We start from the raw sequence: 13,241 nt of genomic DNA, 5'->3' as shown, positions 1-13,241 counted from the left end.
AACTTATTCCTTTATAAATTTTTAAAATTTTTTTAATGTTAAAATAATTAAGTCCTGCTTATATTTGTGACATAAAACTTATTAATAATTTATAAAAATTTAATCATGGCATTAGTAGGAAAACAATTTCCAAATTTAAACGTAGACGCAATGAACGAAATGGGTGAAACCTTTAAATTAAACGTTCTTGAAGAAGCAAAAAAAAACAATAAAAAAGTATTATTATTCTGGTACCCAAAAGATTTCACTTTTGTTTGCCCAACAGAATTACACGCTTTTCAAGCTGCTTTAGCAGAATTTGAAAAAAGAAACACTATCGTAATTGGTGCTTCTTGTGACACTCCAGAAGTACACTTTGCATGGTTAAACACTCCAAAAGATAACGGTGGTATCGAAGGTGTAACTTACCCAATCTTAGCAGATTCTAACCGTAACTTAGCTTCTACATTAGGTATTTTAGATATTACTAACGAAACTTACAACGAAGAAACTGGTGTTGTAACAGTAGAAGGAGATAACGTAACTTATAGAGCTACATATATCATTGACGAAGAAGGAAACGTACAACACGAAAGCATTAACAACATGCCATTAGGAAGAAACGTTGGTGAATACTTAAGATTAATCGATGCGTTAACTCACGTACAAGAAAAAGGAGAAGTTTGTCCAGCAAACTGGGAAGAAGGTAAAGAAGCAATGAATGCTAACAGAGATGGCGTTGCTAGTTACTTAGCAACTCACGCAAACTAAAATAATTCCTTAATTTAAAAACACCAAATTCTACATTTTAGAATTTGGTGTTTACACTAAAACTTTCAATTATGCTTAAAGAATTAGACCAAGATAACCTACAAGAGTTAGTTAATAGTAACGATACTGTAGTTGTACAATACTCGGCAACATGGTGTGGTAACTGTAGAATTATGAAGCCTAAAGTAAAAAAATTGGCTAGCGAGTTAGACAATGTAACCTTTGTTATCGCTGACGCGGAAAAATTTCCTGAGTCAAGAAAATTAGCAACAGTAGATAACTTACCAACATTTGCAACATTTAAAAACGGAAACTTTGTTAATCAAGTACAAACCAACAAATTTGACGTTTTAAAAGATTTAGTAAACGAAGTTGCTTAATTATAAATTATGAAATTACCTGTAATAAAACACCTTACACAATTTATAGAAGACAACGACGAAGATTACGTAGTTGAAACTATTGAAACTTTAGAAGCCTTAACTGAAGTACCTTCATTAAAAGATGAAGAATTAGATGTTATTGGCGAGTTAATCTCTAATATGTACGGTGCTATTGAAGTTAATAAAATGATCAAAGATGGTACGCCTAAAAAAGAAGCTGTAAACAGCTTTATGCAACGCGTTTTAGGATCGATTGATAAATAAAAAAAACACTTCAAATGAAGTGTTTTTTTTATTTTAGGGTTTCAGCAATAGTGTTGAAGCCTTTTTCTTTTGCATAATCTTTTGCTGTTTTACCTTCATTATCTTTTATTGTAATATCTGCTTTATGGTTTAGCAATAGTTTTACCATATCTACTTGATTGTACATTGCTGCATAAATTAATGCTGTAATACCAGCATTGTTTTTAGCATTAATGTCCGCCTCATGTTGCAAAAGTTTTTCTGCAATTGAAGTATTTCCTTTAAAAGAAACACCAATTAATGCTGTATTACCAGATGCGTCTTTACTGTTAATATCTGCGTTGTTTTCTAATAATATTTCGGCAATATTTTCTTTATTAAAATAAGTTGCAAAAATTAATGGCGTAAAACCTCTTTGATCTTGAATATTAACTAAATCTGGGTTTCTATTTAATTGTGCTTTTATATTGTCTTCATTGCCAGATTGTATTGTGGCAAAAAATAATTCGTTTTCTGTCATAGCTTTATAAAATAAAAAGAGTGCTTGACACGCAAGCACTCTTAAATTAATTGTTTTTAATTATTTTTTTAAATCATAGCGATCTAAATTCATCACTTTGGTCCAAGCTTTTACAAAATCTTTCACAAATTTTTCTTGTGCATCATTTGCACCATAAAATTCTGCTACAGCTCTTAATTCGGTATTAGAACCAAAAATTAAATCGGCACGAGTTCCTTTAAATTTCACTTCTCCAGTACGTCTGTCTCTACCTTCAAAATATCTATCGTCTTCACTTGTAGCACTCCATGTGTAAGTAAAGTCTAAAATATTAGTAAAGAAATCGTTAGTTAACGTTTCTTTTTTATTGGTAAATACACCGTTATCAGAACCGTCATAATTTGCACCTAAAACTCTTAATCCTCCAACTAAAACTGTCATTTCTGGAACAGTAAGCGTTAAAAGATTAGCTTTATCTACTAGTAAATCTTCGGCTGCAATTTGTAAATCAGATTTTATATAGTTTCTAAAACCATCTGCAATAGGTTGTAAATAATTAAAACCTTCAATATCTGTTTGTTCTTGTGAAGCATCACCTCTTCCTTGGGCAAATGGCACGTCAATATCGTGACCTGCTTTTTTTGCTGCTTGTTCAACACCAACATTTCCTGCAAGCACAATTAAATCTGCTATAGAAACTTCACCATCAAAATCATTTTTAATACTTTCTAATTTTGATAAAACTTTGTCTAATTCTTTTGGATTATTAACTTCCCAACTTCTTTGTGGTTCTAAACGAAGTCTTCCACCATTAGCGCCACCACGTTTATCTGATCCTCTAAATGTTGAAGCAGATGCCCAAGCTGTAGTTACCATTTGAGAAATTGATAACCCAGAATTAGCTATCATATCTTTCAATTTAGAGATATCACCATCTGAAAGGTTATAATTAACTTTAGGTATTGGGTCTTGCCATAACAATTGTTCTTTTGGTACTTCTGGACCTAAATATCGATCTATCGGTCCCATATCTCTATGCGTTAGTTTGTACCAAGCACGAGCAAAAGCATCTTCAAATGCTTTATGATCTTTATGGAATTTCTGAGAAATTTTTAAATAATCAGGATCAGTCTTTAAAGCAATATCTGCAGTAGTCATCATTAAATCTTGAGAGCCATTTGGATCACCTGCTTTTGGTGCTTTTCTTGCTTTAGAAGCTTCAGTTGGTTTCCATTGGTGTGCTCCTGCTGGACTTTTTGTTAATTCCCAATCATAATTTAGTAACACATCAAAATAATCATGATCCCATTGTGTTGGGTTTGGTGTCCAAGCACCTTCAATTCCGCTAGTAATTGTATCATCTAAAACTCCAGTTCCGAAGGTGTTTTTCCAACCAGTACTCATTTCTTCAATTGAAGCTCCATGTGGTTCTGCACCAACATATTTACCAGGATCTGCTGCACCATGCGCTTTACCAAACGTATGTCCACCTGCTACTAACGCAACAGTTTCTTCATCATCCATCGCCATACGACCAAAAGTTTCTCTTACATCTTTAGCAGAACCCATTGGGTCTGGTTTTCCGTCTGGTCCTTCTGGATTTACATAAATCCAACCCATCATTACTGCTGCTAAAGGATCTTCAAGGTCTCTTTCTTCAACATCTTTACTGTCGCCATATCTATCTTCATTTGCGCCCCATTCTGTTTCACTTCCCCAATATACATCTTGTTCTGGTTCCCATATATCTTCTCTTCCTCCTGCAAATCCAAAGGTTTTAAAGCCCATAGACTCTAAAGCACAATTACCTGCAAGTATCATTAAATCTGCCCAAGATATTTTTCGTCCGTATTTTTTCTTTATAGGCCAAAGTAAAAGTCTTGCTTTGTCAAGGTTACCATTGTCTGGCCAACTATTAATTGGGGCAAATCTTTGGTTACCGCCACCAGCGCCACCACGTCCATCTCCTACTCTGTAAGTACCTGCACTATGCCAAGCCATTCTAATCATAAATCCGCCATAATGTCCATAATCTGCAGGCCACCAATCTTGAGAATCTGTCATTAAATCTATGACTTCTTGCTTAAGTTGATTATAATCAAGACTATTAAACTCCTTAGCATAGTCAAAATCATCGTCTAAAGGATTAGAGTTTGGTGCATGTTGACGTAAAATATTTAATTTTAATTCGTTAGGCCACCAATCGCGGTTTTTTACTCCGCCACCAGCTGTTTTTTTGATAGTTCCGCTAAGAAAAGGACATTTTGCTGAACTTTCATTAATTTCAAAGTTCTCTCCGTTAGGATTTTCATTAGAATTGCTTTTCATATTAATAGTTTTTAAGTTTTTATAATATTTCAATAAAATTAACTATTAAATTTACAAAAAATTGATCAAAAAAATTGATTGTTACTATTTAATTATAAGTTAAATTTATTTAATTTTAAAAAACAATAATTTCAAATTATAACAATAAACAGTATTTAAAAAATGTTTTTAACGTATTATTTTTAAATTTGAAAAAAAAAAATTAAATGTTATGGCAAAAATAACCCTAGGAGGCAATCCTGTAGAAACTGTTGGAAATTTACCTAAAGTAGGTAATGATGCTCCAAATTTTAATTTAACTAACACAGATTTATCAGAAAAAACACTTGCTGATTACAAAGGAAGTAAAGTGGTTTTAAACATATTTCCTAGTGTTGATACTGGTACATGTGCAACATCGGTAAGAACTTTTAACAAAAAAGCATCAGAAGTAGAAAACACAAAAATAATTTGCATATCAAGAGACTTACCTTTTGCTATGTCTAGATTTTGTGGCGCAGAAGGTATTGACAACTTAGAAATGCTATCAGATTTTAAAACAGATGAGTTTGGTAATGATTATGGTTTAGCGTTTAAAAATGGACCTTTTGAAACTTTACATTCTAGATGTATTGTTATTTTAGATGAAAATGGAAAAGTAATTTACACAGAACAAGTAGAAGAAGTAGCAGACGAACCTAACTATGAAGCAGCTCTTAGCGCTTTATCTAATGAGTAAAACAAAAGAACCTTTTATTATAAATCGTCTTAAAAGTGTAAAATATGCCTTTTTAGGTATGTTACGCTTAATTAAAACAGAAGCTAGTATACAGATACAATTTGTTATTGCAATTATTGTAACTGTTGCTGGCTTTTATTACTCCATTTCTAACACAGAATGGATTATGCAATGCTTTGCTATTGGAATGGTTATGAGTATTGAAGGATTAAATACTGCTGTAGAAGAAGTCGCAAATTTTATCCATCCCAATCATCATCCTAAAATTGGAATAATTAAAGATGTTGCAGCTGGCGCTGTTTTTATTGCTTCAATCGCTGCGTCAATTATTGGTTTAATAATTTATTTTCCTAAGATTTTTTAAACAATTATCCATTAGGATAAACGTTAACAATTTGTATTTTTACCCAAATTAAAAAACCGTTAATGGCCAAAGCAAAAAAAACATCTAAAACCAAAAACAAGTCACGCTTTAAAAAACCTGATTTTACGTTGAACAATCAACAAAAGTTAGTCTTAGGTAGCTTTTTGGTAATACTTGGATTTTTGCTGTTTACTGCTTTTTTATCCTTTATTTTTACCGGAAAAGCTGATCAAAGTGCCTTATCAGAATTTACAACTAGAGATGTCGAAACACAAAATTGGCTTAGTAAAGTTGGTGCTTGGTTAAGTGATGTTTTTATCCAACGTGGTTTTGGTATTGCGTCATTTATATTTTCTGGCTTAACTTTTCTTTCAGGTGTATTTGTACTAATGGATTTAAGCAAAACCAAATTAAGAAGACATTGGTTTTGGGGTACATTAATAATTATATGGTTTTCGATTTTATTCGGATTTTTTACTTCTAAAAATGACATTTTAAGCGGAACAATAGGCTTTGAAGTCAACACCTTTTTTCAAGATTATATAGGAAAACTAGGAACTGTACTTCTATTAATTTTTGCTTTTATAACCTATTTAGCAGTTCGTTTTAAATTTACTCCGCAACGTATAGCTTCGCTTTTTAATAAAGCTAAAGCAGAAATTAAAGACGATTTAAAAGAAGATTTTACTCCTGTTGATAATTCTCATTCTGAAGAAGCAGAAAATATAAAATCTGCTTTTGAAGTCAATAAAGATGTAGAGCCTACAATTACTAATCATTCAACAACCGAAACATCTACAACATTTGAAGTGTCTACACCAAAAGATGAAGAGGAAGTTGAAGAACCTATTTTAAAAACTTCGATTAAAGAAGAAAATGGTGAAGGAGACGTTAAAATTGAAGTAGAAACAGTAAAAGAAGAAGAATCTGAAACTGATAATCTTGCTAACAAGCTTGTTGAAGATTTTGGACAATTTGACCCTACTTTAGAGCTTGGTAAATATCAATATCCGCCATTAGATCTACTTAAAAAATATGATAACGAAGGTGTAACTATAAACCAACAAGAGTTAGAAGAAAACAAAAACCGAATTGTAGAAACCTTAAACAACTACAAAATTGGTATAGATAGTATTAAAGCTACCATTGGTCCAACAGTAACACTTTACGAAATTGTTCCGGAAGCAGGTGTGCGTATTTCTAAAATTAAAAACTTAGAAGACGATATTGCTTTATCTTTGGCTGCGCTTGGTATTCGTATAATTGCGCCAATTCCTGGTAAAGGTACTATTGGTATCGAAGTGCCTAATAAAAACTCAACAATCGTATCAATGCGATCTGTAATTGCATCTCAAAAATTTCAAAAATCAGAAATGCAATTACCAATAGCTATAGGTAAAACCATTAGTAACGAAACATTAGTTATAGACCTTGCCAAAATGCCTCATTTACTTATGGCTGGTGCAACAGGACAAGGTAAATCGGTTGGTTTAAATGCAGTATTAACTTCACTTTTATACAAAAAACATCCTGCTGAAGTAAAATTTGTACTAGTAGACCCTAAAAAAGTTGAACTTACACTTTTTAATAAAATTGAAAGACATTATTTAGCAAAATTACCCGATAGTGAAGATGCTATTATAACGGATAACACAAAGGTTATTAACACATTAAATTCGTTGTGTATAGAAATGGATAATCGCTACGAATTGCTTAAAAATGCACTTTGTAGAAATATTTCTGAATACAATGCCAAGTTTAAAGCTAGAAAACTAAACCCTAACGACGGACACCAGTTTTTACCTTACATCGTATTAGTAGTTGATGAATTTGCAGATTTAATTATGACTGCTGGTAAAGAAGTAGAAACACCTATTGCACGTTTAGCGCAATTAGCACGTGCTATTGGTATTCATCTTATTATTGCAACGCAACGTCCTTCTGTAAACGTAATTACAGGTATTATTAAAGCCAATTTCCCTGCACGTATTGCTTTTAGAGTAACTTCAAAAATAGACTCGCGTACCATTTTAGATGGCGCTGGAGCAGACCAATTAATTGGACGTGGAGACATGCTTTACACACAAGGTAATGATATGATACGTATACAGTGTGCTTTTGTAGATACTCCAGAAGTAGAAAAAATAGTAGATTTTATTGGTGCACAAAAAGCATATCCTGATGCTTATTTATTACCAGAATATGTTGGTGAAGAAAGTGGCACAAGTCTTGATATAGATATATCGGACAGAGATAAACTCTTCCGCGAAGCTGCAGAAATTATTGTAACAGCACAACAAGGATCTGCTTCTTTACTACAACGTAAACTTAAATTAGGCTACAATCGTGCAGGTCGTATTATTGATCAATTAGAAGCTGCAGGTATTGTTGGCGGATTTGAAGGTAGTAAAGCAAGACAAGTGTTAGTACCTGATTTACTAGCTTTAGAACAACTATTAGAAAACGAAACAAAATAAAAATGAAAAAGTTATTATTCCTTTTTTTAAGTACAATTTTTACTCTAACAACTTATGCGCAAGACGCTAAAGCAAAAGCTTTATTAGACGAGGTTTCTACAAAAGCTAAAAATTACAAAAACATAAGTATTGACTTTAAATATGTATTAGAAAATACTGAAGAGAATATAAGACAAGAAACACGTGGTGATGTAATCATGGAAGGTGAAAAATATAGACTTAACATATTAGGTATTACACGTATTTTTGATGGTCAAAATTTATACAGTATAAGCCCAGAAGATGAAGAAGTTACTGTCTCTAAAGCCTCTAGTGAAGATCAAAATACAATTACACCAAGTAAAATGCTTAGCTTTTACGAAGATGGATTTACTTATAAAATGGACATTGTACAAAATGTACAAGGAAGAAAAATACAATTTGTAAAATTAACTCCGATAGACTCTTCTTCAGAAATTAAATATGTGCTTTTAGGCATAGATAATAAAACGAAACACATTTATAGATTAATTGAAATTGGCAAAAACGGTACTAAAACAACCCTAACTGTTAATTCTTTTAAAACTAACGAAACATTATCAAAATCCTTATTTACATTTGATCAAGAAAAGTATAAGGACTACTACATCAACAAATTAGATTAATTTTTTGGGGTGAAAATACTAGATAGATACATATTAACCTCTTACTTAAAAACTTTTATCAGCGTGTTTGTAATACTCATGCTGATTTTTGTTTTACAAGCCATATGGTTATACATTAAAGAATTAGCAGGAAAAGACTTAGACGTAGTTACTATCCTTAAGTTTTTAATGTACATCACTCCTACACTTATTCCTTTAATTTTACCACTTACTATTTTGTTATCTTCTATAATGGTGTTTGGTAATTTTGCTGAAAACTATGAGTTTGCTGCAATGAAAAGTACAGGTATTTCTCTTCAAAGAGCAATGTCTGGTTTAGGCGTTTTCATATTTATTCTATCTATAACAACTTTTTTCTTTAGTAATAATGTTATTCCTTGGGCACATTACGAAAGCCATAACTTAAGAAAAAATATAGCCAAAGTTAAACCAGCTATGGCAATAGCAGAAGGACAGTTTAACGACATTGGTGATAATTTTAATATTAAAGTTGAAGAAAAAAGTGGCGAAAACGGTAAGTTTTTAAAAGGTGTTACTATACATAAAAAAAGTAGTACTAGAGTTGCAGGAAACCATACTGTTATAATTGCCGAAACGGGAGAATTAGCAAGTCAAGAAGATTCTAACATATTAAAACTAATTCTTTATGATGGGTATTATTATGATGATACACCTCCCAAAAAACTAAAAGACCGCCAGAAAAAACCATTTGTAAAAAGTGAGTTTAAGAAGCACATTATGAACATTGATTTAACAGAGCTGAATAATGTAGATTTAGACGAAAAAAATGTTGATAATAAATACACGATGCTAAATATAGCAGAGCTAAATCACACTTTAGATTCTCTTAAATTAGAAAGACAAGATAATGTCATGGAGTTTTCTAAATCCATGTACAATAGAACAAACATTGCTACCTTAAACATCTCTTTAAAGTCAAAAAAAGATACTATATACGAAGGACCATTATTAGACCTCTTTGATACTAGATTTAAAGTGCAGTTATTAGATTATGCTGTAAATAATGTATCAAGTACAAAACAAATAATGACTTCTAAAGAAAAAACTCTAAAAAACAAGAGTATTTGGATTAACAAACATGGTATAGAATTACATAAAAAGTTTGCTTTAGCTGTAGCTTGTATTATTCTATTTTTTGTAGGAGCTCCTTTAGGCGCTTTAATTAGAAAAGGTGGATTAGGGTTACCAATGGTTATTGCTATTGTATTATTTTTAACCTATCATTTTATTGGTTTATTTGCAGAAAATAGTGCTAAAAATGGTAAATTAAATCCAGTTCTTTCGGCTTGGTTTTCCACATTAATAATGTTTCCTCTAAGTATATTTTTAACAAAACGTGCTACAGAAGATAGAGGCTTGTTTGAATTTGACCACATAACAGTACCAATTAAAAAATGGTACAACTCTAAATTTGGAAGTAAAAAATCAAAAACACAAACAACCAATCAAGACAAAAAAAGAGCTATTGTAGCAGAGGCTTTAGGTGAAACTACTGAAACTATCATTAAACCAAAAGTTAACCCAATAGATAAGACTACTTTAAAAGAATTTAAACTGCTTTCAAAAATTAGCTTTATAACCTATATATTGGCTCTAGCTTTATTTATATTATTTTTTGTTTTCAAAAACAATAAGTTACCACAATTAGCAGAAGCAGGAATACAGATTAGTGCAATATCATATATAGTTTTTATTTTTAACTATATAAAAACATTTAGGCACTACAGTAAAATACTTAAAACTTTAAATAAAACTAAAGAGACACTTTTATTTAAAATATTAGGTTTTATCCTCTATCCTATTATTCATGTTAATAGAAATCTAAAAATCAATTCTTAAACCTATAAAAGCTTAAAAATAGCTTATCTTTGCACAAATTTTAAGGTAATGAGCACAAAAACAGTTAGCGCAGTAGACGTAAAATTAAACACTATAGAAGAAGCTATTCAAGATATTAAAGCAGGAAAAGTAATTATAGTTGTTGATGATGAAGACAGAGAAAATGAAGGCGACTTTCTAGCTGCTGCCGAATTAGTTACTCCAGAGATGATCAACTTTATGGCAACACATGGTCGAGGATTAATTTGTACACCACTTACCGAAAAAAGATGTAAAGAATTAGACCTACACATGATGGTTACTAATAATACAGACCACATGGAAACAGCATTTACAGTATCTGTAGATTTAAAAGGTCAAGGTGTAACAACAGGTATTTCTGCTGCAGATAGATCTAAAACCGTTCAAGCTTTAATAAATCCAAACACAAAACCTTATGATTTAGCAAGACCAGGTCATATATTTCCTTTAGTAGCAAAAGAAGGTGGTGTTTTAAGACGTACTGGTCATACTGAAGCAGCTATAGATTTTGCTAGATTAGCTGGACTACAACCAGCTGGTGTTATCGTTGAAATCATGAATGAAGACGGTACTATGGCGCGCTTACCTCAATTAATAAAAGTTGCTGAAAAGTTCGATTTAAAAATAGTTTCTATTGAAGATTTAGTGGCTTATCGTATGGAGCATGATTCTTTAATTATTAAAAAGGAAGATTTTAATATAGAAACACGTTTTGGTAATTACAGATTAAGAGCTTACCAACAAACCACTAATAACCAAATTCATATTGCTTTAACTAAAGGCGATTGGACTAGTAAGGATGAAGTATTAACTAGAGTTAACTCTACTTTAGTTAATAATGATATTTTAGGTACTTTAACTAATAATGCAGACCAAAAGTTAGATAATATGTTTAAAGTAATAAATAAAGAAGGTAAAGGAGCCATTTTATTTATTAATCAACAAGCTGAAAGTATGAATTTACTACAACGTCTTTCGGTTTTAAAAGAAAAACAGGTACCTAATAAAATTACAAAAGCTCCTGCTATAGCAATGGACAATAAAGACTTTGGGATTGGAGCCCAAATACTTCATGATTTAAATATTCATAAATTAAAATTAATTTCTAACTCACAACAAACCAAACGCGTAGGAATGATTGGTTATGGGTTAGAAATTGTAGAATATGTAAATTATTAAAGAGATTCTTTTATAGCTTGAACCATTAATTTAGCTCTTTCTTTCACCTCTGCTTCAGTCCAAGATAATTTGATTAAGCATGAGATATTTCTACCAATAAAGTGGTCTGATTGATCAAATGTTTTATGCTTTAGATAAGACAAACCTTCCTTTACCTCTTTAGATACAGGATATAGAGTTTTTATGTCTTTTAAATGATCCCATTTACGCACATAATGCCAATTGTTATCGTAATAATGAAAACAAGCATCTACACCTTTCTCTTTAAATGAAGCAATAACTTTCCTTGCTGTATCCAAATTAGGTAAAAAGAAATTTAAAAAAGCATAGCTTTCTTCTCCTCCTTCGGGAACAGTTCTAAAAGTAACTTCTTCAATTTCGGATAGCGCTTCTCTTAGAATTGTGTAATTTTTCTTTTGAATAGCTATAAAGTCTTTCAACCGTCTTACTTGAGCTAATCCAACTGCAGCATTAAGTTCTGAAATCCTAAAGTTATAACCTAAAACTGGATGAGATTCTGCTCCTCTATCATTACCAACATGGTCATGACCATGATCACTAAACTGATCTGCATGTTTGGCAAATTCTGGATTATTTGTTAGTACTGCTCCTCCTTCACCGCAAGTTATAGTTTTTACAAAATCGAAGGATAAAGAACCTACATCACCATATGTTCCTAAATATTTTCCTTTATAAGTACCACCAACAGCTTGACATGCATCTTCTGCTAAAACTAAATTATAGTCATTACAAATCTTTTTTAACGCATCTAAATTTGCCATACTACCACACATATGTACAGGCATTATAGCTTTAGTTTTTGGTGTGATTGCTTTTTTTACTGCTTCAGGACTTAAAGTTAATGTATCATCTATATCTACTAAAACAGGTATAGCTCCTAGCATCATAATAGCTTCAAAAGACGCTACAAATGTAAAACAAGGTACAATAACCTCATCTCCTGCTCCTACGCCTGCTATTGCTAATGACGCAGAAACTGCAGCTGTTCCGTTTGTAACTAATTGTGCGTGCTTTACTTGTAAAGTAGACTGTAACTCTTCTTCTAAAGATTTAGCTTTATAATGTCCGTTTCGCATAGCATCAAATCCGTAACGCATTAATATACCGCTATCTAATACATCTTGTACTTCTTTTCGCTCTGCTTCACCAAAGCTTTCAAATCCTGGCATAATTTTTATTTTATTAATTTCAAATTTACTATTAATAAGAAGAAAAAAAAAGCGTCATAACATAAAGTCACAACGCTTTTTTTTATTAATTATTAATATTTAATAGTTTTCTAATATTGAATCTATAAATGCAAAATGTCTATCTGTTTCTCTTAAAAAAGTATAGCCTGACAGCTCTCCTATTACTTTCAAATTATCATCTAAAGCAACAAGGTTAGGGTAACTACCTTCTTTATTGTATTTTCTTACAACTTCAAAATTCTTTTTTCTTTGTTCTTCTGTAATTATATCTGTACGTCTTGGTATATCAATCATTAATAAAACAAATTGCTTAGATTTAGTTTCAAATTCATTAGAATCAAAAAAATCTTCTTTTAACATTTTGCATGGTGCACACCAATCACTTCCTGTAAATAATACTAAAATTGGTTTTTTAGAAGATGTTGCTTCTACTTTTGCTTTGTTCAAGTCTGTTAACCAATTTAAACTTGAATGTTCTTCTTCTTGAGAAAATAAAAGTGAAGAAAAAAATAAACTAAATATGAAAATTATATGTTTCATTACTTAAAAATTATATGTACAAAT

Annotated in this window: 13 protein-coding genes; 9 read left to right on the top strand and 4 right to left on the bottom strand. The window is 31.3% G+C overall.

The window, feature by feature from the left end; all coding sequences use genetic code 11:
* The first annotated feature begins 105 nt into the window (after window positions 1-105).
* The 3 genes from FHS04_RS01270 (at window position 106) to FHS04_RS01260 (ending at window position 1,397) form a co-directional block, all read left to right on the top strand.
* On the top strand, window positions 106-750 hold the full coding sequence (locus FHS04_RS01270; protein WP_106678110.1) for a peroxiredoxin: 645 nt from the start codon (window positions 106-108) through the stop codon (window positions 748-750).
* Window positions 751-821: 71 nt separating this feature from the next.
* Window positions 822-1,130 (top strand): thioredoxin family protein, encoded by a 309-nt coding sequence (locus FHS04_RS01265; protein WP_106678112.1) that lies wholly within the window; start codon window positions 822-824, stop codon window positions 1,128-1,130.
* Window positions 1,131-1,139: 9 nt separating this feature from the next.
* Window positions 1,140-1,397 carry a DUF6952 family protein gene (locus tag FHS04_RS01260; protein WP_106678114.1) on the top strand — a complete coding sequence of 86 codons (258 nt, stop codon included), beginning with the start codon at window positions 1,140-1,142 and terminating at the stop codon, window positions 1,395-1,397.
* Between the two features lie 28 nt (window positions 1,398-1,425).
* Here the strand turns inward: FHS04_RS01260 and FHS04_RS01255 are convergent, their stop codons facing one another.
* Window positions 1,426-1,896 carry an ankyrin repeat domain-containing protein gene (locus FHS04_RS01255; protein WP_106678116.1) on the bottom strand — a complete coding sequence of 157 codons (471 nt, stop codon included), beginning with the start codon at window positions 1,894-1,896 and terminating at the stop codon, window positions 1,426-1,428.
* A gap of 60 nt (window positions 1,897-1,956) precedes the next feature.
* Window positions 1,957-4,203, bottom strand: coding sequence for a catalase/peroxidase HPI (gene katG, locus FHS04_RS01250; RefSeq protein WP_106678307.1), 2,247 nt, complete (start codon window positions 4,201-4,203; stop codon window positions 1,957-1,959).
* A 211-nt stretch (window positions 4,204-4,414) separates the two neighbouring features.
* On the opposite strand from katG, the gene tpx reads away from it, so the two are divergent.
* From tpx to ribB, 6 genes are all read left to right on the top strand, one after another.
* Window positions 4,415-4,921, top strand: coding sequence for a thiol peroxidase (gene tpx / locus FHS04_RS01245; RefSeq protein ID WP_106678120.1), 507 nt, complete (start codon window positions 4,415-4,417; stop codon window positions 4,919-4,921).
* Window positions 4,914-5,285 carry a diacylglycerol kinase gene (locus FHS04_RS01240; protein ID WP_106678123.1) on the top strand — a complete coding sequence of 124 codons (372 nt, stop codon included), beginning with the start codon at window positions 4,914-4,916 and terminating at the stop codon, window positions 5,283-5,285. The genes tpx and FHS04_RS01240 overlap by 8 nt, the downstream gene beginning before the upstream one ends.
* A 62-nt stretch (window positions 5,286-5,347) precedes the next feature.
* Window positions 5,348-7,762, top strand: coding sequence for a DNA translocase FtsK (locus FHS04_RS01235; RefSeq protein ID WP_106678126.1), 2,415 nt, complete (start codon window positions 5,348-5,350; stop codon window positions 7,760-7,762).
* Between the two features lie 2 nt (window positions 7,763-7,764).
* The gene (locus tag FHS04_RS01230; RefSeq protein WP_106678128.1) at window positions 7,765-8,406 is read left to right on the top strand and encodes a LolA family protein; all 642 of its coding nucleotides are present in this window, start codon (window positions 7,765-7,767) and stop codon (window positions 8,404-8,406) included.
* Between the two features lie 9 nt (window positions 8,407-8,415).
* Window positions 8,416-10,266 carry an LptF/LptG family permease gene (locus FHS04_RS01225; RefSeq protein ID WP_106678131.1) on the top strand — a complete coding sequence of 617 codons (1,851 nt, stop codon included), beginning with the start codon at window positions 8,416-8,418 and terminating at the stop codon, window positions 10,264-10,266.
* Between the two features lie 48 nt (window positions 10,267-10,314).
* Window positions 10,315-11,466 carry a 3,4-dihydroxy-2-butanone-4-phosphate synthase gene (ribB, locus tag FHS04_RS01220; RefSeq protein WP_027878804.1) on the top strand — a complete coding sequence of 384 codons (1,152 nt, stop codon included), beginning with the start codon at window positions 10,315-10,317 and terminating at the stop codon, window positions 11,464-11,466.
* Here the strand turns inward: ribB and FHS04_RS01215 are convergent.
* Window positions 11,463-12,656 carry a DegT/DnrJ/EryC1/StrS family aminotransferase gene (locus FHS04_RS01215; RefSeq protein ID WP_106678133.1) on the bottom strand — a complete coding sequence of 398 codons (1,194 nt, stop codon included), beginning with the start codon at window positions 12,654-12,656 and terminating at the stop codon, window positions 11,463-11,465. The two genes, ribB and FHS04_RS01215, sit on opposite strands and share 4 nt — an antisense overlap.
* Before the next feature lie 99 nt (window positions 12,657-12,755).
* Window positions 12,756-13,217 (bottom strand): thioredoxin family protein, encoded by a 462-nt coding sequence (locus tag FHS04_RS01210; protein ID WP_106678135.1) that lies wholly within the window; start codon window positions 13,215-13,217, stop codon window positions 12,756-12,758.
* Between the last annotated feature and the right edge of the window lie 24 nt (window positions 13,218-13,241).

Origin of the sequence: Mesoflavibacter zeaxanthinifaciens subsp. sabulilitoris (genome assembly GCF_014191595.1) — a bacterium.
GTDB lineage: Bacteria > Bacteroidota > Bacteroidia > Flavobacteriales > Flavobacteriaceae > Mesoflavibacter > Mesoflavibacter zeaxanthinifaciens.
This window is presented reverse-complemented; position numbering and strand designations above follow the sequence as displayed.